The organism is Bacillus sp. 3G2 (genome assembly GCF_044324725.1).
Lineage (GTDB): Bacteria > Bacillota > Bacilli > Bacillales > Bacillaceae_G > Bacillus_A > Bacillus_A mobilis.
Genome location: NZ_CP172246.1, coordinates 2040020 through 2062454, shown reverse-complemented (window position 1 = coordinate 2062454; position 22435 = coordinate 2040020). Strand labels below are relative to the sequence as shown.

Sequence of the window (22435 nt, the reverse complement as noted above, 5' to 3'; positions counted from 1 at the left end):
TGACATTACAATTCTCCATTTAATAAGGACATTCCTACACTTGAAACACTTCTAAAAAATTTAGATTTAACAAAATAAAACTTCTGCTTTCACATTTTCTATAAAAATAAATAGGCATACATATCTACTATGATACGTATACCTATTTGGTTTACATCTCCTTAGGTGCCTCCACCCCAAGTAAACGTAATCCCTCTTTTAATACAACCGTCACAGCATAAACTAATGCAAGTCTGCTGTCTTTCTCTTCGCTCTCTTCTAATATACGAACATTACCGTAGTATTTATTAAACGATTGTGCTACATCTAATACGTATTTTGAAATGATTGATGGCTCATTTTTATTGAAGGCAACTTCAATTACTTGTGGGAATTTATTCAGTAATTTTACGACGCTCCAGCTATGATCATCTTTTAATGCAAACGTACACGTTTCAAATTCTACACTTTCTTTTCTTAAAATAGAGCAAGCACGTGCATGTGTGTATTGTACGTACGGCCCTGTTTCACCTTCAAATTTCAGCATATTTTCTAATGAGAATTCGATATTATGCATACGCTCGTTTTTTAAATCGTGGAAGATAACTGCACCAGCGCCGACTTGCTTTGCTACTTCTTCTTTCTGTTTTAAGTTCGGATTTTTCTCTTCAATATTTTGTTTTGCAAGGTCTATTGCTTCCTCAAGTACTTCTTCAAGTAAAATAACTCTTCCTTTACGTGTCGACATTTTCTTACCGTCTTTTAAAATGAACCCAAACGGTACATGTTCCATGCCCTCTACCCAATTGTAACCAAGCTTTTTTAATACAGTGAAAAATTGATTAAAATGTAAACTTTGTTCCGGGCCAACTACATATAACGCTTTATCAAATGCATATGTGTTTTGACGATATAACGCTGCCGTTAAGTCACGTGTTGCGTAAATCGTTGCACCATCGGATTTTCTAATTAAGCAAGGCGGCATTCCCTCTTCTTCTAAATTAACGACTAACGCGCCTTCTGACTCTTCAAGCAAATCATGCTCCTCTAAAATCTCAATAAAATCTTCCATTAAGTTATTATAAAAAGCTTCTCCTTGAAAATTAGTAAATTCAACACCGAGAAGTTCATAAATACGAGAAAATTCTTTTAAGGATTCGTGACGGAACCAATTCCAAAGCTCAACAGCTTCTTCATCACCTTCTTCTAATTTCTTAAACCAAGCACGCCCTTCTTCTTCTAGTTCTTCGTCGTCTTTTACCTCATCATGGAATTGAACGTATAACTTAAATAATTCACGGATTGGATCTTCTTTAACTACTTCTTCATTTCCCCACTTTTTATAAGCGGTAATTAACTTTCCAAACTGTGTACCCCAGTCTCCAATATAATTAATTCCCACAACTTCATAGCCGCATTTTTCAGCGATATGTTTCAATGAATTGCCAATCATTGTAGAACGTAAATGCCCCATCGAAAAAGGTTTCGCGATATTAGGAGAGGAATAATCGATAACTACCGTTTTTTCACACCCAAAGTGATTTTGACCGTACTCTTCTTTCTCCGCTAAAACCGTTTTTAATACTGCATCACTTACAATTTCACGATTAAAAAATACATTTACGTAAGGACCAACAGCCTCTACCTTCGAAAAAAATGGATCACTTAATTTCTCCGCAACTTCCTTTGCGATAAGAGCTGGTGATTTTTTATATTGCTTCGCAAGTGAAAAACATGGAAATGCCGCATCTCCGAATTCATCTTGTTTCGGCGTTTCGATTAAATCTAAAATTTGTTTTTGCGTTAATTCATTCGTGAAAATATTAGATAAACTTTCCGCAAACTGCGTTTTATAATCCATACTATATAACCTCCTTATTTTTTAAAACACAAAAAACTCGTCTCTAAAAAAGAGACGAGTTTAAACCCGTGGTACCACCCTTGTTGTTCATTACGAACCACTTTCCCGTTTATAACGAGGACAGGGGGCCTCGGCTTACTCTACTATTCGTTCAAGAAGCATCTCCGAAGTGCGCTTCATCTTTTCCTTCCGCACTAGGCTCACACCATCCCTAGCTCGCTTTCCTTCTAAAAAAGACTACTCTCTTCATCACAGACATTATATTTAATTAATTATTGCTTATTATACATCTTTTCAAACAATTAGCAAGGGTCAATTACACCAAAGTGAAACTTAGCACTTTTTCTTTTGTACACGTGAAAATTGTGTTTTTCAAATCTAGAACTACGGAAATGGTCTTTCAAAACGACACGCTTTCTCGCCACACGTTTCGCTTCCGCAATTGTTTCATCAGTAATATCATGATACAAAGCGAAGTGTTTTAATCCTTTTATTCCATCTGATTCTATAACAGTTTCTTCGAACATTGGATCAAGGTACACAACATCATAACTATTATCTTCACATTGTTTTAAAAATGCGTAATGCTCCGTTTGCTTCACATCGATTCGTTGCATTGCCTCATCAATTTCAGAAACGGATGAAGACCATGTTTTTAAACCATTTCCCATAATATAAGCCATATATTCATTGCCTTCAAGCCCCGTTACTGTTCCGCTTTCACCAACAATATAACTAGCTACAATACTATCTGATGCCATACCGAGCGTACAATCTAACACTGTCATTCCGCTCTCTAATTGCGTGGCTTGTACAAACGGGTCGTGTTCTCCGCGCATTAATCTTTTCACACGAAACATCGCTGAGTTTGGATGAAAGAAAAACGACTCCTCCGTTCCTTTTGGATAAATAGCTAATCGATTTTTCCCTACAACAAGTATATCTTGTTTATACTGCTCATGTAGTTTATGTACTGGTATGTCATTACGTTTAACGAAAGAACGATTTAATTCTGTCGCTACCTTGTTTGCATAATCTGTCATTTCTTTGTTCGTTCTTCCTGCTGTTGTTACGATCATTTTTTCACCTCTATATAAAGAAAAGAGGGAGATTTACTCTCCCCCTTCTTTAGCAATTCTTTTCGAAAGCTTGTTCTAAGTTCGTAATAATTTCGTCCATAGTTGCACCTTCAATTTCATGACGGTGAATGAAGTGAACAACTTCTTTTCCTTTTAACAATGCCATAGATGGTGAAGATGGAGGAATTTCTCCGAAGTATTCACGCATTTTAGCAGTAGCATCCTTATCTTGGCCTGCGAATACAGTTACAAGATGATCAGGTTGTTTTTCAGCACGAACAACCGCTTGACCTGCTGATGGACGTGCTAAACCAGCTGCACAACCACAAACTGAGTTTACAACTACTAAAGTTGTACCTGTAGCTTTTTCCATAAATTCTGTTACAGCTTCTTCTGTAGTTAACTCTTCAAACCCAGAACGCACTAATTCTTGACGCATTGGGATTACCATTTGGCGCATGTATTCTTCATAAGCATTTGACATCTTGTAATCTCTCCTTCAACTTTCATTCCAAATTCATCATATCACGCTCTATTACTAGGTGCAAAAGAAAGATAGCGATGATTTCATTTTTTTGTAGGGATTTCACAAACCCCACCGCGGCAATGTCCAACTGGGACAAGTTTTCTATTGTTAGCGATATAATCATATACTTTACTTCCAAATCCGAGTACGATAGATAGTTTTATAAAAGGCACGGCAAACCAGTAAGATGGAACGGCCTTTGCTAATACATGTATGCTATGAATTCCGTCATACCACTTATTATTTTTAAAAATATACAATCTTTGTTCCATCTTACTTTGTAGTTCTTGAGAAAGTTCATACTTCTCAACTACATCTTCATCTCGAAATGAAACAAAATTCATCTTACCCTTTTTATCTAATTTTTTCGTACGTTCTGCAACCGCCGTACACATCGGGCACCAACTATCATAGAAAACAATCATACATTATTCCCCTTTACGAGACTCCGTCATTTGTTTCCATACAGAACCTTTTGCTTCTTCTCCGCCTTCAATACGCTCTAATGCTAGACGCGCTTGCATCGCCACTTCAAACTCTGGATCATCTTGCGCTGCTTTTAATGCCGGAATCGCACTTTCATCTCCAAGTTCAAATAAGAACATCGCTGCACGCCAGCGTACTAATTTACTTGAATCTTTCAGAGATTTAATCATAACGAACATCGCTGCTGGATCACCTACGTCTGATAAGCAATCGCCCGCTGTACGGCGAACACTTACTGAACGATCTAATAGCGCTTTATATAATAACGGCAATACTCCATCACCTTTTACCATACCTAAATACGCTGTTGCTAAACGGCGGATCGAAACTTTCTCATCATCTAACGCCATCTTCAACACTGGCATATCTTCTTCAGTAGGATCCATTTGTTCTAATGCTGCAAAACGGTTTTTCCAGTCAGCATCTTTCATCATCTCTTCTGTTACTTTATATGGCTCACGCTTTTGAATCGTTACTTCAACAGCACCTGCCTGGTTTAATAATTCTTTAACCGTTTCATTTACACGTTCTTCTGAATAAGCAGCCACAATCTCTTCTACTACTTCTTTCCCGATTTCTTCAAAATTACCGTAACGTGTACTTTGTTCCACCCATTTACGTTCTTTTACAACGTTTGGTGCAGACATTTGTACTTTCATAATTGATTCTTTAAAACGATCTGGTAAACCAACACGTTCTTCTGTTGTTCCATCTGTTAACTTTACTTGCATTGGGATTGTAAAGAACATTTGAACAAACACTTTCACTTCCCCAAAATGGGCAAGTTGTTGTTCTTCACTTTCTTCTACTATCTCTTCACCGAAAACAGCACGAACTTGCTGTAATAAAACTTTCCAGTCATACTTCGCATTTCGCTCCACTGCTAAAAAGTCGGCTACATGATATACACCTTTAATGCCTTCAACTTTCAAAATTTCTTGCACTTGCATTGGTGCTTGTTCTTTATTTTCATTTGTATAATTATTACGCGCTCCTGATGGTAATACTTCATTCAAAATAACTTTCATTGTATTTGGACTTGGCGTAGGTTCAATTGCTTTAATCTTCACGTAAAAAACTCTCCTTTATTGCGTGTTCTTACGTGTATTGTAACATGTTCCACCTCTCTAAACCTACTCGGATGCTTTATTTTGCTGATTTCTTTCCATCATCATACTTTCTCTTTCCACCTAATTCTCCCAAACCCATTGTTTAAAGTCCCATCTTATTGTGATGCCCCCTCCCGCCTTCTCTCCAAAAATGTAATACTCTCAATCACCACTTCCGTTATATATAGTCTCTTTCCTTGATCATCCTCGTAATTCCTCGTATGAATACGTCCAGTAATTGCAACAAGAGACCCTTTCGTACAATATTCAGTTACATTCTCAGCCGATTTTCTCCAAACGACACAATTAATAAAGTCCACTTGTTGTTCACCTAAACTATTTCGAAAACCTCTATTCACCGCAACACATACTCGTGCATAAGCGACGCCTTGCTTTGTGTAGTATAATTCTGGCTCCTTCGTCAATCTACCGATTAATACAACTCGATTCATCATAAGTTATACCACCTCACATATTTTTCTTTATTGTAAAGAAAAATGTATGAAGGGTAAAAATCGTAAAATAATATATTTTCAAATAAAAAATATATTATTTTATCTTGTAAAAACCAAAAAGAAACCTTACATACTTTAAACATGTAAGGTTTCAAAATTTATCCCGCTTTAATGGGCAGTAAGACCCCCACCTCAAAATTCAGCGAAAGCAAAGAAGTTAGGTGGGGGATCAACTGCCCATAATAGTCCGATTGGTTCAACTAATAATCAGTGGGGATAAAGACCCCTCCACTGATTAAAGTTTCACTTTATACTTCACTGCATGAAATGTAATATCCACCGCGAGCCATCTTTATCTCAACGCTGTACATTACATCTTCTAAGTAAAAAGTAATCGGTTTTACTTTACTCTCGAATTTCAACTTTTCATTACATTCAGACGCATATCTTTCTATTGCTGAAGTAATAACTTCTGCTGATGGATACGTTAAAGCATCATCTAGTTCTATGAAAAAACTTTTAGAAAATAGTTTTTTTATAATTCCTTTATTTTCTTTCATCATACTCCACCCCCCTTTAACTTAAGTTACCAATATCCATATTATACCATATAATCAATTTATCTTTAAAAATAAAAAAATCCTGCATTTTTCATGCAGGATTTTTTATTAGTCATTTTTCGTAAAGTAAGAAACGAAACGAAGAATTTCTAAGTATAACCAAACTAATGTAAGCATTAGTCCCATTGCAGTGTACCACTCCATATATTTCGGAGCTTGACTACGTACACCATTTTCGATTAAATCGAAATCTAGTAATAAGTTTAATGCAGCAACTACGATAACAACTGCACTAATAATAATACCGATTGTACCGCCTTGGTGAATGTACGGAACCGTTACACCAAACATGTTTAATAGAAATACGACTAAGTACATAACCATAATTCCAAGTGTTGCTGCCATCACGCCTGTACGGAATTTATCCGTTACTTTTACTACGCGCGTTGCATATAACACTAACATTGCAAATAGAATTGAGATTGTTAGTAATACAGCATTTAAAACGATAGAATCGCCAAACTTCATTGTATAAACAGCTGAAATACTACCTAATACAACCCCTTCTACCGCCGCATAGATTGGTGCACCAAAAGGTGAAATACGCGGGAAGAACATAGACGCAAATGCGATGATTGCTGCAACGATTAAAGCACCAATTAATACTGGCATCTTCATCGTCCCCTGCATCATCTGTATGTATGAATAGACAGACGTTGCAAGTAGCAAGATAAGCATAATAAACGTTTTGCCTACTGTTCCGCCAATCGTCATCGCAGAAGCGCTTGCTCCCTCTTTACGGAATGCCTCTTTTTTCAACATTGGATTAGATGTTCTCATTTTTTCCCTCCTAAAATAGGTTCTACCAATAGTGTAAAGTTTTTCTCTTTACTTTTCAATATATGCAGCTTGTTTTTATTTTAATCCTTCAACGATGTCTGATAGTTCGCTCCATCTTTCCATCGTTTTTTCTAGCTCTTCTTCTGTTTTCTGTTGTGCTTCAGATAATTCTTGTGCCTTTGTGAAATCAGATCCAACTTTCGCAAGCTCTTCTCCAATTGACTCAATTTTCTCTTCTAGTTCGGCAATTGTATCTTCAATTGTTTCCCATTCACGCTGCTCATTGTATGAAAGTTTACGTTTACGTTGTTGTTTCGGCGCTTCTTCTACCACTTTTTTCTCTTTTTGAACTTCAGCCTTCTCAATAAGTTCTTTCGTCTTTTCCATCTCTAAAAAATCCGTATAACTACCTAGGAATTCACGCACTTCGCCTCCACCACTAAAGATGAACAATTCATCTACTACTTTATCTAAGAAGTAACGGTCATGCGATACAGTTAAAACGACACCCGGGAAATCTTCTAAATAATCTTCCAGTACTGTTAATGTTTGTGTATCTAGATCATTCGTAGGTTCATCAAGTAATAGTACGTTTGGTTCTCCCATTAAAATACGTAATAAAAATAAACGTCTTCTTTCACCACCAGATAGTTTACCAAGTGGTGTACCATGTGAATGCGTCGGGAATAAGAAACGTTCTAGCATTTGAGACGCACCAATTACTTTTCCATCTGTCGTATGAATAACTTCTGCAATCTCTTTAATGTATTCAATCATACGCTGATTTAAATTCATCTCTTCATTTTCTTGCGTATAATAAGCAACTTTTACAGTTTGTCCTACTTCAACTTCACCACTATCAGGAGATAGCTTACCTGCAAGCATATTTAAAAGAGAAGATTTCCCGCTTCCATTCGCTCCGATAATCCCGATGCGATCGCCTGGTTTCACTATATGATTAAAGTTATGTAATACCGTTTTATCACCGAATTTTTTCGTTACATCTTTTAACTCAAGTACTTTTTTACCAAGGCGACTCCCGCTAAGCGCAATATCAACTGACTGTTTTGCAGCTGGTCCTTCTTGACCTTTTAACTCATCAAATCGTTGAATACGTGCTTTTTGCTTTGTCGAACGAGCTTTTGCACCACGTCGAATCCATGCTAGTTCGCGGCGGTATAAGTTTTGACGTTTTGATTCTTGCGCAATTTCTTGTTCTTCACGAAGTGCTTTCGCTTCTAAAAATGTACTATAATTTCCTTCGTAACTATATAGTTTACCATTGTCTAATTCAAAAATACGATTCGTCACACGATCTAAGAAATAACGATCATGGGTTACAAGTAATACGGCACCATTATATCGTGCTAAATATTCCTCTAACCATTCTACTGTCTCATGATCAAGATGGTTCGTAGGCTCATCTAAAATTAATAGATCCGGTGTTTCAATAAAACATTGCGCCATCGCAATACGTTTTTTCTGTCCACCAGATAAATTTCCAACAGTTGCTGTGAAATCAGTAATTCCTAATTTCGTTAATAACGATTTTGCATTCGCATTTGCTTCCCATGCACTCATCGCATCCATACGTTGCTGCACTGCAAATAATTGTTCCTGTACTTTTTCATTACTTGGATCTTTTTCGATATTTAATAACGATTGTTCATAATCACGAAGAAGACGAATTAAAGGTGTATCACCATGGAACACTTGCTCTAATACTGTTAGTTTTTCATCAAACTCTGGTTGCTGTGATAAATAACTAATTGTATACCCACGTGAATGCGTCATATCCCCTGTATCAGGAGTTTCTAACCCTGCAATAATTTTTAATAATGTCGATTTACCAGTACCGTTTACACCAATAATCCCGACACGTTGTCCTTCTGTAATACTACATGATAATCCATCAAATAACGGTTTTTCTCCGTATGATTTCGATAAGTTTTCCACAGTTAACATTTTCATATTTGTGCATTCCACTCTTTCATAAATTGTTCAATAAACTGTTCCATATAACGATGTCGAACTTCAGCCTCTTGTTTTGCTGCGTCCGTGTTCATTAAGTCTTTTAGTTTCAAAAGTTTTTCATAAAAATGATTTAAAGATGGATCGTTATTTTTTCTATATTCATCTTTCGTCATCACTTCACGCGGAGGAATAGTTGGATCATACATTAATCTCCCTTTCGCCCCACCATACGCAAATGTGCGAGCTATTCCAATTGCTCCAAGAGCGTCTAAGCGATCCGCATCTTGAACAAGCTTCCCTTCAAGTGACTCCACTTTACCGCCATGACCACCTTTATAAGACATATTAGCAATGATATGAAGAACATGTTTACTTTCCTCTTCTTCCACATGTAATTCTTCTAACCAATCAGAAACTTTTTTCATTCCTGCTTCTTCACTTTCATTTAACTTCTCATCTGCCACATCGTGAAGTAATGCTGCCATTTCAATTATAAAACGATTTCCTCCTTCTTGCTCGGATAAAGAAATCGCCAGTTTATGTACGCGTTCAATATGATACCAATCATGCCCACTCGCATCTTTTTCTAAAATATGTTTTACAAAAGTAATTGTTTTTTGAATCTTTTCTTGTTTTGTCATTTTATCTTCACCCAGTTACTTATTGTAACACGCCCGCATTTTTTCATCACATATTTTCTTGTCCGCCCATACACTGAGTGGTAAGCATCATCATGAAGGAGGAATAACTATGTTCTATAATAATCAACCGCCTTATCCACAACAACCATTTTACCCTCAGCAACAGGAACAACGGTATGAAGAACAATATGAGGAATATGGGGAACAAGAACAACAATATGAACAAAATCCATACGAAACACCGCAAAATCAAGAGCAACAATTTCAGCAAAACGCATACGACACACGTCCAAATTATGATTACCCTCAAAACCCATATGCAGCACCGCAAAATCAAGAACAACAATTTCAGCAAAATCCATATGTAGCACCACAAAATCAAGAACAACAATTTCAACAAAATCCATATGCAGCACCACAAAATCAAGAACAACAATTTCAGCAAAATCCATATGCAGCACCACAAAATCAAGAACAACAATTTCAACAAAATCCATATGTAACACCACAAAATCAAGAACAACAATTTCAACAAAATCCATATGCAGCACCACAATATCAGCCGCAAATGTATCAACCAAACTATGGCGCACGTGTTTCACCACCGGCACCACAAACAATTGATCCGACACAACCACAAATTTTACCACCTGGCCCAACACTCGATATTACACAACCGCAAATCTTACCACCAGGACCAACATTTGATATCACACAGCCTCAAATTTTACCGCCTGGACCAATTACAGAACCAACACAACAACAAATTCAACAAGTTGTCGGTACACAGTTTTTACCTTTAAAGAAACCTGTACTAGATTTCGTAAAACCTTGGGTAGATTACGGTTTAAATGAAGCAAAACATACATCGCACAAACATGCTTTAACAGAAGTTGCTGCGATTATGTTTTTAGTTGGGAAAGGATTCAATCCAACGATTGCACATTATATTGTAGAATCTTGGGAGAAGAATGAGCAGTTTTAGGGTTGTTCGTTTCAATTTAAATAAAGTGAAACTTTAATCAGTGGGGGGTTTCTTCATCCACCACTGATTATCAGCCCTCACCAATCGGACTTTTATGGGCAGTTGATCCCCCACCTAACTTCTTTGCTTTCGCTAAATTTTGAGGTGGGGGTCTTACTGCCCATTAAAGAGGGATAAAACAAAAAAAGTGTCACAAACGCCTATTTTATAAGCATTTGTGACACTTTTTGTTTGTTATGTTAAATATCATTTCAATACTGAATTACCGCAATTACCTTTTCTTTCTAGGACCAATAATTAATTTAATCGCCGTTCTTTCTTGATCATTAATAGTAACCTCTTGGAACGCTGGAACAAAGGCTAAGTCAATACCACTTGGAGCAACAAACCCTCTTGCGATCGCAATTGCTTTAATTGCTTGATTTAAAGAACCCGCCCCAATCGCTTGAATTTCTACATTTCCACTTGTTCTTAGTACACCTGCAATTGCACCTGCCACTGAATTTGGTTTTGATTTTGAAGATACCTTTAATATATTTTCCATGTAAGTTGCTCCCTCTATTATTTAATCGCTCTTTTGTTACCGTATAAATATTTCAACGTATCTTTTACTACTATTCACACCAAAAGCAAACAATGCTACATATGTACATTCATTCGATACTTTTCGTCTTCTTCCTGCCCCACTACGTAAATAAAGGGCAACAACCATAAACTCTAATATATAAACATTTTAAAAGACAGACATTCACTTAAACGATCACATCATTGCAACTAAGGATACTGGTTTTATTTTTACATGTGAAAGTAAAATATGCGTTTCCGCTCCACTTCAACACCCAATATATTCCACTGATATTTTCACCAAATCATTACCCTTTTTTCTTCAAAAATGGTCACAGCTTCTTTTCTATTACTATATTTCATCGTATTAGCACTTTACACTTCAAATCTATCACCTTTTATATAGGACAAGCATAAAATACTATGAGTATACACTTCATTCATAATAGGAGGTAATATATTGGATTCATACTACCATTCTTCAAACTCCAATAAAAAATGTTCATGCAAATCTTCTTCTAGCTTATATAAAAAATGCTCATGCAATTCCTCTTCTAGTTCATATAAAAAATGTTCATGCGACCAGTCACATAAAAAAAACTGTCCGGCATACGGCACTTTTTGGCAAACAGAGTTTATAACTGTTTCTTTCGGAGATCCTTTTCCATTTAATCACGCTGGCCCTATAGCAGGAGGCGTTTCCTTACTAAATCCTACTACTATACAATTTAGTCAAGCAGGTGATTATAGAGTTTCTTTTATTTCAACGATTAACACTACTGTAAACCCTGTGTTTCCACATATTCCAGTCATGACTATATTTCTAAATGACAATCCACTTGCTAATAGTCAAGGTGACTTTGCTTTTCAAATGAATACTTCATCAAATAACGAATGCCTTCAACTAGCAGGCGAAACGATTGTTACAGTACCAGCTAATTCAACTCTTCAACTGAAAAATAATAGTGGTTTTAATCGTCAAAGTATTGCAACTTGTGATAATGGTATCAATTCAGTTGAATTAACAGTTATAAAACTAAGTTAATAATCATCTTCACATTCAGATGCTATTTCAGCATCTTTTTTTATTGAATAATGTCCTTTTGTTTCCCATTATACTTTTCTGTTAACCTAATAGACATGAAAAAAGTACCGAACTCTTCTACAAAAGTTCGGTACTTTTTATATTAAAAACTTCTCATTCTTTCTTACTTCTCCACATAAACTGACTTAACAATTGTACGATTATACGGTTGTCCTTCTTTATTCATCCCTTTTATATCCATCGTAACATTGTATACTCCTGGTTGCTTTATGTCCTTCAAAGCACCAGTAAATGTAGTATTATTAACATTTTGTAATTCATTATGTTCAGAGACTAGTTTTCCTTCTTTATTAACTATTCTTACTGTTATGGAAAGATCCCCTTTCATTTCAGGCGCCACAGGTGATTTTTTCAGTTTATACTCAGACTTATTCACTTTAACTTTTGCAGGCATTTGGAGAACAAATGGCGCACCACTATTGTAATCGCTTACAACTAAAAATGCATCTTTCGACTGCTTCGCCATCATTTTAACTTTCCATTCTCCTACATCCATTTTATCAAATTTAAATGTTCTAATTGTCGCACCATTAAAGAAAGATTCACCTTCACCAGCAGTTATAACGCTATCTTTATTTGTATACATTTTTCCTTTTGGAGATATCATTTGCACTTCTACATCAGAAGAAGCAGTTAATATAGAAACGATTCCTTCAGCTTTTTTATCAACCGCAACAGTTTTCTCTATCCACTGATTTTGTGGCAATTCTCCTCCTAGTATGTTTTGATTTGAAGTTGTATTTAATTGTTCTACATTTTCATTTGAACTAGTGCTGGATGCTACTAAAGCTGGTACAGCTACATTTGATGTACGTAAATATGGTTCAATTCGAGAGAAAACAGCAGATCCTTTTCGTATATTATCATGATCAAATTTGGAATCTGTAAATAAATGCGTTCCATACGGTAACTTAGCACTCCACTCATTTACTAATCCATCATTTGAACCGTATGATGACAAATAAAGCCCGCCCATAGATAAAGCAGAAAATACTGGTCCCCAGCTAGTCCCGGTAGCCGTATAGTAACGGTTTAATTTAGCTGCTGGATTATTATCAATCGTTGAACGAAATTTTGCCATTTCCCCCATTTGTAATGAATACGTACCATCATCTTTTTGACCTAATATAGAAGCAAGCCATCCTGCCCACCAACTATATGATAAATCCGCCAAGTTTGATCCATGATGTGGCGTCGCAAGCGTAATAACATTTCCGACAAATCGATTTGCGCCATACCCTACTAATGCAGCCTGTGTATCGATACCGCCTTTACTATGTGCTACAATATTAACTTTTTTACCGAAATGATTATATATTTCTTCTAATTTTTGTGCTAACAATTTTCCATTGTCCCACTGACTAGCTGACCCTTTTCCAGCAGCATCATATAATTGTATAAATACTGTTTGATAACCTGCTTTCAAAGCATAGTCATACATATCATTTATATCGTGATATACTGTCTTTCCATACCAACTATCGGCATTCCCATTCCTTCCTTGCACAAAAAGAATTGGAGGCTTATTCTCATTATAATTTGCAGGTTTTTGACCTAAAAACCATTCTCCAGGTGTAGCTACTTCTTTATCTGGAAATCCCGTTTTAATTTCTTTTACTTCCTTCGCCTGTACCTTCGTACTAACAGCCATCGGAGTCATAATAAAAAATGCGAGAAGTAGTAACATACACCTTTTCAAAATCCTCATTAACATTCCCCCTTTTTTGAAAGGAAGTACTATTTTTACTCTAGTTATTTCTTACTTATTTTTTAGGTGAAAAAATAGTAACTGTCCTTTCTTATGAAACGTTATTCTCTCAACATGTATTCATTCCTTTTCCTATTAAACTCATTAAAAATTTCTCAACATATTTCTAACTAAAAAAGCTGCGTATAAAAGGTTTATACCATAACCTTTTATACGCAGCTTCTTTCTTATAAATCAATGATATACTCATCATCATATTTATCATATTGGAGCCCTGACCCTATTTTTGATTCCGTAACTTGATCTCTTAAAAACGGTGCAGCTTCCATTTTGCTAGTTGCAATTTCAATTCCATATTTTTTCGTTAAATGGGCTAATTCTATTAAAAACCACTCTCTTCGCAATGTAACTGGAATATCAAATGTTCTTCTTTTCATATATAATAGCACCTCTTTAATTTTCATAACTTAAAAAACATTATAGTATATGCATGTCCATTTTAAATGTGCTATTAATAAAACATAATTTTAGTTTACATAAAATTATTATGTAGTAGTAGAAAGAGGCTTGTCCTCCTCTTTCTACTGTAGAGATTTAAATTAAGAACATCTTGGTACACCGAAAGCTAAGAATAAACCTGCTACTCCTGCTGTAATCGGTACTTTCAACGTAATTACATCGTCTACTTTCGTTACTAAAAAGTAAGCATTACCTTCTTGTAACACACAATTCACTAACAATTGAAATTCCATTCAAATCTCCTCCTTTCAATCGATATACTATACTTTATGAAATATCGTTAAAAACGTAATAGGAAATATATCTATTTTTCCTTATATACGAAATAATTGTTTATAAGTCTATTAAAAATACCAATTTTCTAAATTTATATAAATCGTGTAATATCCAATAAGTTCCTATATAATCAATAGTGAAAATCTTACAAATGGAGGTATAAAAATGACGATTTTGAGTAATATTGGTGCAGCTTTATTTTTTATTGCATTTATTCTTTTCATTCTATGTATCATTTCATTCTTTAAGAAAAATGGAAAAGCAAAACAATATGGCCGTCCTGCCGTTATTTTTTTTATGATTTCAATTCTCTTAACAGGAATGGGCACTACAAAACCTGAACACCCAATCATCGATTTTTTTGCTACTTTAAGTTTAATTTTATTTATTTTTTTCCTTGTGCTAGCAATCTTATCTGTAATTAAAAAGACAGGTGTAGCAAAAAAACAATTTATCATCACTGCTATTTTATTTGTCATTTTTGTTGCATTATCAAGTATTTCAGCTCCTTCTTCTGAAAAGACGACAGCAACTAGTAAAAAAGTTGCTTCTAACAATGCAGAACAAAAAGAGAACGAGCAGAAAAAAGAACTAGAAAAGAAAGAAGCGGACGAAAAAACTCAAAAGCAAGAAGATGAGAAGCGTCAAGCGGAAGAACAAGCTCGTAAGCAAGAGGATGAAAAACGCCAAGCCGAAGAGCAAACTCGCAAACAACAAGAAGAGCAAAAACGTCTAGCTGATGAACAAGCTCGTAAACAACAAGAAGAACAAAAACGTCTAGCTGATGAACAAGCTCGTAAACAACAAGAAGAACAAAAACGTCTAGCTGATGAGCAGACTCGTAAACAACAAGAAGAGCAAAAACGCCAGGCTGATGAACAGGCTCGCAAACAACAAGAAGAACAAAAACGTCTAGCTGATGAACAAGCTCGTAAACAACAAGAGGAACAGAAAAAAGCACAACCAGCTCAAACACAACCTGCTTCCGGAAATACTAGTAATACATACTACAAAAATTGTGCTGCAGTTAGAGCTGCTGGAAAAGCTCCATTATATAAAGATCAACCAGGCTATAGCTCTCACCTTGATCGTGATGGCGATGGAGTTGCATGTGAAAAATAGTAATAAAAAAAGAAGCTTCTAGTAAGCTTCTTTTTTTATTACATAGTATTGCGACTACTTACCTCCACTCCCTCTTCCTTTTATAAAACTCATTTTATTATTCTCAAAACTGACACATTATAAGTGATTTCAATCACCACATTGTTTTTCATTTATCGCTATTCTTAATTTAGATATTACATTTAAACTTTATGGAGGCATTCATATGAAACATACATTTACTGAAACTTCAATTGTCGGTGAGATTGTTACGCAATTTCCGAAAGCTAGTGATCTTTTTAAATCATATAGAATAGATTTTTGTTGTGGTGGTAATAAGCCGCTTATTGATGCAATTCATGAAAGAAATTTATCGGTGGATGAAGTAATTACAGAGTTAAATACACTTTATCATAATGCGAAACGATTAAATGAATCTGAAATTGATTGGAAAAATGCTTCTTATCGCGAATTGATTGATTATGTGATTAATAAGCATCATCGTTATTTAAATGAAGAGTTACCGCAACTAAGTCCATATGTGATGAAAGTATTACGCGTTCATGGAGCGAATCAGCCTCACTTAGCTCAAATTCATAAGCTATTTCATGAACTTAAAATGGAATTAGAACAACATTTAATTAAAGAAGAAATGGAAGATTTTCCATTAATTTTAGAATTTGAACAAAATCCAACTGATGAAAACTATGCAAAGTTACGTAAAGTAGTAGATGAACTAGAAAATGAGCACAATCATGCTGGAAATATTATAAAAGGACTTCGTAAAGTGACAAATGACTTTACTCCTCCAGAAGGCGCTTGCGGCACTTATCGACTTGTTTACCAACGTCTTGAAGCGCTAGAGTCTGATTTATTTGAGCATATTCATTTAGAAAATAATATTTTATTTCCGCGTGCGATTACGAAAGCATAAATAAAAGCAGGACATGAGTAGCAATGCTCATGTCCTGCTTTTATTTATGCTTCACCACCCTCTCAATCCAAATAACTAAATTTCCTATCCGCTTCTCTTTTCACATAAAACTAGAAATCATTATTTACCATATTGCCCTAAGTTACGGAAACAATTATACTAGATGTAATCACAATGAATAATCTGAATATTCTCAGAATTTAAGGTAGAAGTTTTACTACCCACACATAGAATTATACATTCTATTTTCCACTAAATAGATTAGAAAACGATAATAACATTAGGAGGATTACGATGCACCAGCTTGATTCATTACATCCCATTATAGAAAAAATAATTAATAATATTGAAAAGTTAATGGTCGGAAAGCGAAAAGAAACGATCTTAGCTTTGACAGCTCTGTTAGCGGAAGGTCATGTACTATTAGAAGATGTTCCTGGCGTTGGGAAAACAATGTTAGTACGTGCTCTTTCTAAATCTATCGATGCTGATTACAAGCGCATTCAATTCACACCTGATTTACTGCCGTCAGATGTAACAGGTGTTTCTATATATAATCCGAAAGAGCTCCAATTTGAGTTCAAACCTGGGCCAATTATGGGGAATTTTATACTTGCTGATGAAATTAATCGTACATCCCCAAAAACACAATCTGCCTTACTTGAAAGTATGGAAGAAGGCAATATTACAATAGATGGCATGACTAGACCGTTACCAAAACCGTTCTTTGTAATGGCTACACAAAATCCGGTCGAATATGAGGGAACATATCCTTTACCAGAAGCACAGCTCGATCGTTTCTTATTGAAACTAAAAATGGGATATCCTACACAAGAAGAAGAATTTGAAATTTTAAACAGGATGGAAAAAACAAATCCCCTCTCCCATTTACAAGCTATTACAACAATAGAAGAATTACTTTATTTACAACAAAGCGTACGGGAAGTAAGCATGGACAAGGCAATCAAACATTACATTGTAAAGCTTGTTAGTCAGACTCGTTCTTATAGTTCTATACAACTAGGTGCAAGTCCACGTGGCTCGATTGCTTTAATGAAAGCTTCACAAGCTTATGCATTCATCCATGGCAGAAATTATGTTATTCCAGACGATGTTAAATTTTTAGCTCCTTACGTATTGGCTCACAGACTCATTTTAAAAATGGAAGCAAAATTTGAAGGAATTACAGGAGAACAAGTTATCACAAAAATCGTTGCGCGAACTACCGTACCTACTCAAAGGAAGATGAGCCTTTGATGAAACGGATACTACGAGCACTCTATCATTTTACTAAGTTATCACTTATTCCGTTATGCCTAGTCTTAACATTTGTATACGCTATGCTTCAAGGAGGATTTGTAAGTTGGTTTTTGTTTTACAGTATAATTCCTATTGGACTTTATTCACTACTGCTTCCCTTCTATGCTTTACGGAACGCCGAGGTAAAACGAACAACAAATCAAGACAAATATGTAGCAGGAGAACCATTTTTAAGTACGATTACAATAAAAAGAAGTTTTCCTTTTCCCTTACTGTATTTAATTATAGAAGATGTGCTACCATCACAATTTACAAATTGTAAACAAACGAAGATGAATAAAGTAATACTCTTTCCAGGAGTGAAACGAAATATTTCGTTTCACTATGCTATTGACACAATCCCTAGAGGAGAGCACTCTTTTTCAAGCGTACGTGTCAAAACTGGTGATTTATTCGGTATAATGGAGAAAGAAGTAACTTTTTCAGTTCCAGATACATTTTTAGTCTATCCCCAATATGTAGATATAACATATCGACAAATGGAAAATCATTTCGAACAAGGAGCACTTTCAGCAAATATAAATTTAGTAAAAGACTCTACCATTTCTGTCGGTGTGAGAGACTATAAACCTGGTGACCGCTTTTCATGGATTGATTGGAAAGCAACTGCCCGAACAAACAACATTATGACGAAAGAGTTTGAACAACAGCGCAGCCATAATATTATGATATTCATGGACAGAACCCCATCCCCTCTATTCGAATCAGTCGTCACATTTACTGCCTCTATTGTCAGGTCTGTCTTGAAGCAAAATTCACCAGCGTCATTCGTATCTGTCGGAAAAGAACGAACTTTTTTCCCTTTAGACAATGGAGATAGTCAGTTGCATCAAATCTTTTGTCATTTAGCGAAAGTACAAGCGGACAGTGCATTCCCGCTCTCCCGGAGTGTAGAAATGGAATTAAGAAAAATTTATGAGCCCGTCACGATTATACTCGTAACAAGCGATCTTTCTCCCGATATTCAAAAGGCGGCTGACTTTGCTGCTATTAAAAATAGAAAATTAATGGTGTTGATCGTAAAAGAAAAAGCAAATCAACTCTCACATCGAGAACTCAGTATTCTAGAAACTCTACAAAAACGAAAAATATTTGTAAAAGCGGTTTATGAAAACCACTATACAAACGTATTTTTTGAGGTGAGCAAATGATAACATTACAAACAAAAAAACAATTGGATATGAACAGATTTTTCATGCATGCATGCGCATTTCTACTTTTACTAGAATGGCTAAGGCCCCTCATCGGTATTACAAACGTAGGTAGATTAGATATTTTTGTAATATTTATAGGAATTTGCTTCACTCTCTCTTTTTTTCAAACAAAGTGGCAGATTCCAATAAAGATCATCACAATTTTATTCATCATTCATTTCCTATATTATAAAAATGCTTTTATAAATCCATCTTGGCTCACAAAATTTTTTACTGATATTTATCAAAATTCCTCCCTGTTATTTCAGGGGAATTTACTAGATATTTCTCCAGTTTTTCCAACACTTTTATTTTTTTTATCATTTTGGTTTTTGAGTGCTTTCATTTCTTTTTGGATGATTCATAAAAAACGTGGGTTGTTATTTCTTACATTGACCATTATTTATATCACCGTTTTTCATAACTTACATTTATACAATGCAAACTTCGCTATTATTCGTACTGTTGTCATCGGCTTTTTTCTGCTTAGCCTTCTTCGCATAGAACGAATAAAAGAGATGGAACACTTACAAAATTATGCTAGAGAAATCTCAAAATTACTTAGACCTCTTACAATATTTATTGTATTGTCAGCAACTATAGCATACCTTGCACCAAAATTTGGCCCTCAATGGCCCAACCCAATGGATTTTTTAAAATTCAACACATCCGAAGCAAGTAAACAGCAAGATGTTTCTAAAATTGGGTATGGTTTAGATGACTCGAGATTAGGTGGTCCTTTTAAGGCTGATCCTACAATTGTTTTTACAGCAGCAACCCCAAACAAACAATATTGGAGAGTAGAAACGAAAGATTTTTATACCGGAAAAGGCTGGGAAGTTTCTGAAAATCAAAAGAAGGTTTCTTTTAAACATAAAAACGATGTCTTGAGCTGGTACGAACAAAATACAAAAACGGAGACAACTAAGGCAACAATCACCATGCAAAAAAGGTATCCTCACCTTACCTATCCAGCAGGATTAGTCTCAGTTGAGGCTTCTTCTGAAAATGTATCATACAGCGTTGACACATTTTCAGAAAAAATCTATACGATGGACGGAGACTCTTCCACTACTTTACATTCATATAAAGTAACATATGAGGTCCCGGAGTTTTCCATAGAAAGCTTGAAAGCTGTAAAAATGAATGAAGGTCAAGAAACAAATCCTTATTTCATGACAAAGTACACGCAACTTCCCGAATCATTACCACAACGAGTAAAAGACTTAGCTAGTAGTCTAACAAAGGATAAAGACAACCAATACGATAAAGTATTAGCTATTGAAAACTATTTCACCGACCATTCTTTTGTATATGAAACAATGAATGTCTCGTTCCCTGCCAAAAACCAAGATTATGTAGATCAATTTCTTTTCGATACGAAAAGCGGCTACTGTAATAATTTTTCGACGTCTATGATTGTGTTACTTCGTTCTGCCGGGATTCCAGCTCGCTGGGTAAAAGGTTATTCAGAAGGAACTCTTGACAATACGCTGGTGGGTGCTGAAGGTGAGGATGTTTATAAAGTCGCGAACGATAACGCACACTCTTGGGTCGAAGTATATTTCCCAGAATACGGATGGATTCCATTTGAACCGACAAAAGGATTTACTAATCCCTATAATTTTATAAACAATACTCCTGCTCCTACTATACAGAATAGCGAAGAAACTAATTCTCAAAACGCGCAAATGCACCAAAGAAACAATGAAGCAAAGCTTAAAAATTTAATAGAAGATACCGAAGAAACTCCTACTAAAAAAATTACAAATTCTAAAAATAAATTTTCTTGGTGGTACGTATTCCTTTCTACGATACCAATTAGTATCATCGGCTACACTCTCTTCGCTACTAGAATGAAATGGATTACATTTTTTATCATTCTTTTCTATAAATATCGAAAAGATGATGCCGTTTTTACAAAAGCTTACAATGCACTTCTAAAACAATTTGCGAGAATTGGTATACAACGAGGAAAGAGTCAAACATTCCGAGAATACGCTCTCCATGTCGATACACTTTACAACTCGAATGATATGCAACAACTTACTTTCAGTTATGAGAACGCTATGTATCAAAAGGGACAATCCGCAGCAGAATGGGAAAAATCCGTACACTTATGGGAAGTGCTTATGAAAAAAGCAGCTTCTCCGCCTAAATCAAATGACTTCCATTCAGCGATTTAATCTTGATAATGTGAGTTGAAAGAAAACGCCTCAAAGAACAAAGTAGTTCTTTGAGGCGTTTTTTAAGTAAAGTGAAAACCCTAATTATTCTCCTAGTACCTTCTCAATCTCAACCTCTAAATCTACCGGCTTCGTTTGCGGTGCAAAACGCCCTACTACTTTCCCGTCTTTTCCAATTAAAAACTTAGTAAAATTCCATTTCACTGCTTTCATACCGAGTAAACCTGGTGCTTGTTCTGTCATGTATGTATATAGAGGATGAGCCTTATCGCCTTTCACATCAATCTTTGCAAACATTGGGAAGTTTACACCGTAGTTTAACTCACAAAAACTAGTAATATCTGCTTCTGTACCTGGTTCTTGTCCTCCGAATTGATTACAAGGGAAACCGAGTATTTCTAGGCCTTGGCCTTTATATTTATCATATACTTCTTGTAAACCTTTATATTGCGGTGTAAAACCACACTTGCTAGCTACATTTACAATAAGAAGTGCTTTTCCTTCGTAATCTTTTAACGACTTATCCTCTCCTGTTATCGTTTTAGCTGAAAAATCATAAACTGTCATGGTCCTTGCCCCTCTCTTCACTATCATTCTATGTTTATACTATACTACATTCGTGAATATACAGCTCTTATTACGTATTTACACCCCAAAATGATAACGCTTTATTTCTGCTCGAAAATTCGACACAAACTACTAGACTTTTATGTTGGAAAGTTTTACAATTGAATTGTGAACAAAATGTGACAGTTTATATTCCATTATAAAAGAAAAGGATGGTGTTCATTATGAAAACTGCACAACATGAAACGATTTCAAATCGCGAGTTTTATTTCGTACTATATATGATGTTATTGTATGTGATTGGCTGGGTAATCGATGTAAATGGTTTATTTTTAAGCTCCTACTTTAATTTAGCAGGAGAAATTATGCTTCCAATCGTTGGTGGCATAGTTGGACTGTTCGTTATGTCTATCAATAAAGAACAAGCAAAATAATAACACTTTAAAAAGGCAGAAGACGAGCTTTCG

23 protein-coding genes and 1 other annotated feature are annotated in these 22435 nt (G+C 35.4%); of the genes, 8 read left to right on the top strand and 15 right to left on the bottom strand.

What is annotated here, in order from left to right:
- Window positions 1-151: 151 nt before the first annotated feature.
- The 10 genes from argS to ACHZK0_RS10510 form a co-directional block, all read right to left on the bottom strand.
- Complete coding sequence (gene argS, locus ACHZK0_RS10555) at window positions 152-1840, bottom strand: arginine--tRNA ligase (RefSeq protein WP_395761516.1); 1689 nt, start codon at window positions 1838-1840, stop codon at window positions 152-154.
- Between the two features lie 47 nt (window positions 1841-1887).
- Window positions 1888-2102: a binding site (T-box leader), on the bottom strand.
- A gap of 40 nt (window positions 2103-2142) precedes the next feature.
- The gene (locus tag ACHZK0_RS10550) at window positions 2143-2919 is read right to left on the bottom strand and encodes a class I SAM-dependent methyltransferase (RefSeq protein ID WP_395761515.1); all 777 of its coding nucleotides are present in this window, start codon (window positions 2917-2919) and stop codon (window positions 2143-2145) included.
- Window positions 2920-2968: 49 nt separating this feature from the next.
- The gene (locus ACHZK0_RS10545; RefSeq protein WP_098885140.1) at window positions 2969-3403 is read right to left on the bottom strand and encodes a BrxA/BrxB family bacilliredoxin; all 435 of its coding nucleotides are present in this window, start codon (window positions 3401-3403) and stop codon (window positions 2969-2971) included.
- Window positions 3404-3486: 83 nt separating this feature from the next.
- Window positions 3487-3870, bottom strand: coding sequence for a thiol-disulfide oxidoreductase DCC family protein (locus ACHZK0_RS10540; RefSeq protein WP_073518519.1), 384 nt, complete (start codon window positions 3868-3870; stop codon window positions 3487-3489).
- A 3-nt stretch (window positions 3871-3873) separates the two neighbouring features.
- The gene (locus ACHZK0_RS10535) at window positions 3874-5001 is read right to left on the bottom strand and encodes a conserved virulence factor C family protein (protein ID WP_262741681.1); all 1128 of its coding nucleotides are present in this window, start codon (window positions 4999-5001) and stop codon (window positions 3874-3876) included.
- Between the two features lie 155 nt (window positions 5002-5156).
- Window positions 5157-5495 carry a single-stranded DNA-binding protein gene (locus tag ACHZK0_RS10530; RefSeq protein ID WP_395761514.1) on the bottom strand — a complete coding sequence of 113 codons (339 nt, stop codon included), beginning with the start codon at window positions 5493-5495 and terminating at the stop codon, window positions 5157-5159.
- A 308-nt stretch (window positions 5496-5803) separates the two neighbouring features.
- Entirely contained in the window at window positions 5804-6058 is a 255-nt protein-coding gene (locus ACHZK0_RS10525; protein ID WP_270341203.1) for a DUF4318 domain-containing protein, read from the bottom strand.
- 105 nt (window positions 6059-6163) lie between these two features.
- Window positions 6164-6895, bottom strand: coding sequence for a Bax inhibitor-1/YccA family membrane protein (locus ACHZK0_RS10520; RefSeq protein WP_001260655.1), 732 nt, complete (start codon window positions 6893-6895; stop codon window positions 6164-6166).
- 75 nt (window positions 6896-6970) lie between these two features.
- On the bottom strand, window positions 6971-8866 hold the full coding sequence (locus ACHZK0_RS10515) for an ABC-F family ATP-binding cassette domain-containing protein (protein ID WP_061679547.1): 1896 nt from the start codon (window positions 8864-8866) through the stop codon (window positions 6971-6973).
- The gene (locus ACHZK0_RS10510) at window positions 8863-9510 is read right to left on the bottom strand and encodes an HD domain-containing protein (RefSeq protein ID WP_071723983.1); all 648 of its coding nucleotides are present in this window, start codon (window positions 9508-9510) and stop codon (window positions 8863-8865) included. Before ACHZK0_RS10510 ends, ACHZK0_RS10515 begins: the two co-directional genes overlap by 4 nt.
- A 109-nt stretch (window positions 9511-9619) precedes the next feature.
- Between ACHZK0_RS10510 and ACHZK0_RS10505 the strand changes: the two genes are divergently transcribed.
- Window positions 9620-10495: a hypothetical protein gene (locus tag ACHZK0_RS10505; protein WP_395761513.1), complete on the top strand. Its 876-nt coding sequence runs from the start codon at window positions 9620-9622 to the stop codon at window positions 10493-10495.
- Window positions 10496-10766: 271 nt separating this feature from the next.
- On the opposite strand, the gene spoVS is transcribed toward ACHZK0_RS10505, so the two are convergent.
- Window positions 10767-11039 (bottom strand): stage V sporulation protein SpoVS, encoded by a 273-nt coding sequence (gene spoVS / locus ACHZK0_RS10500; RefSeq protein ID WP_061678591.1) that lies wholly within the window; start codon window positions 11037-11039, stop codon window positions 10767-10769.
- Between the two features lie 480 nt (window positions 11040-11519).
- On the opposite strand from spoVS, the gene ACHZK0_RS10495 reads away from it, so the two are divergent.
- The gene (locus ACHZK0_RS10495) at window positions 11520-12104 is read left to right on the top strand and encodes a preprotein translocase (RefSeq protein WP_262741686.1); all 585 of its coding nucleotides are present in this window, start codon (window positions 11520-11522) and stop codon (window positions 12102-12104) included.
- A gap of 163 nt (window positions 12105-12267) precedes the next feature.
- Here ACHZK0_RS10495 and ACHZK0_RS10490 read toward each other — a convergent pair whose 3' ends face one another.
- From ACHZK0_RS10490 to exsG, 3 genes are all read right to left on the bottom strand, one after another.
- Complete coding sequence (locus ACHZK0_RS10490; RefSeq protein WP_395761707.1) at window positions 12268-13851, bottom strand: esterase/lipase family protein; 1584 nt, start codon at window positions 13849-13851, stop codon at window positions 12268-12270.
- 248 nt (window positions 13852-14099) lie between these two features.
- Window positions 14100-14309, bottom strand: coding sequence for a hypothetical protein (locus ACHZK0_RS10485; protein WP_046959276.1), 210 nt, complete (start codon window positions 14307-14309; stop codon window positions 14100-14102).
- A 162-nt stretch (window positions 14310-14471) separates the two neighbouring features.
- Window positions 14472-14624 (bottom strand): exosporium protein ExsG, encoded by a 153-nt coding sequence (gene exsG / locus ACHZK0_RS10480; protein WP_000395675.1) that lies wholly within the window; start codon window positions 14622-14624, stop codon window positions 14472-14474.
- Between the two features lie 208 nt (window positions 14625-14832).
- Between exsG and ACHZK0_RS10475 the strand changes: the two genes are divergently transcribed.
- The 5 genes from ACHZK0_RS10475 to ACHZK0_RS10455 all read left to right on the top strand — a co-directional run bounded on the left by ACHZK0_RS10475 (window position 14833) and on the right by ACHZK0_RS10455 (window position 21401).
- A complete protein-coding gene (locus ACHZK0_RS10475; protein WP_395761512.1) occupies window positions 14833-15789 on the top strand; it encodes an excalibur calcium-binding domain-containing protein in 957 nt (318 codons plus the stop codon).
- Between the two features lie 205 nt (window positions 15790-15994).
- Window positions 15995-16702: an iron-sulfur cluster repair di-iron protein gene (gene ric, locus ACHZK0_RS10470; RefSeq protein WP_395761511.1), complete on the top strand. Its 708-nt coding sequence runs from the start codon at window positions 15995-15997 to the stop codon at window positions 16700-16702.
- A gap of 294 nt (window positions 16703-16996) precedes the next feature.
- Entirely contained in the window at window positions 16997-17959 is a 963-nt protein-coding gene (locus tag ACHZK0_RS10465; protein WP_270606870.1) for an AAA family ATPase, read from the top strand.
- Entirely contained in the window at window positions 17959-19173 is a 1215-nt protein-coding gene (locus ACHZK0_RS10460; protein ID WP_395761706.1) for a DUF58 domain-containing protein, read from the top strand. Before ACHZK0_RS10465 ends, ACHZK0_RS10460 begins: the two co-directional genes overlap by 1 nt.
- Window positions 19170-21401 (top strand): transglutaminase TgpA family protein, encoded by a 2232-nt coding sequence (locus ACHZK0_RS10455; RefSeq protein WP_395761510.1) that lies wholly within the window; start codon window positions 19170-19172, stop codon window positions 21399-21401. Before ACHZK0_RS10460 ends, ACHZK0_RS10455 begins: the two co-directional genes overlap by 4 nt.
- An 84-nt stretch (window positions 21402-21485) precedes the next feature.
- Here the strand turns inward: ACHZK0_RS10455 and bsaA are convergent, their stop codons facing one another.
- Window positions 21486-21968, bottom strand: coding sequence for a glutathione peroxidase (gene bsaA / locus ACHZK0_RS10450; protein WP_262741692.1), 483 nt, complete (start codon window positions 21966-21968; stop codon window positions 21486-21488).
- 224 nt (window positions 21969-22192) lie between these two features.
- On the opposite strand from bsaA, the gene ACHZK0_RS10445 reads away from it, so the two are divergent.
- Window positions 22193-22402 carry a DUF3925 family protein gene (locus ACHZK0_RS10445; RefSeq protein WP_000844973.1) on the top strand — a complete coding sequence of 70 codons (210 nt, stop codon included), beginning with the start codon at window positions 22193-22195 and terminating at the stop codon, window positions 22400-22402.
- The last annotated feature ends 33 nt before the right edge of the window (window positions 22403-22435 follow it).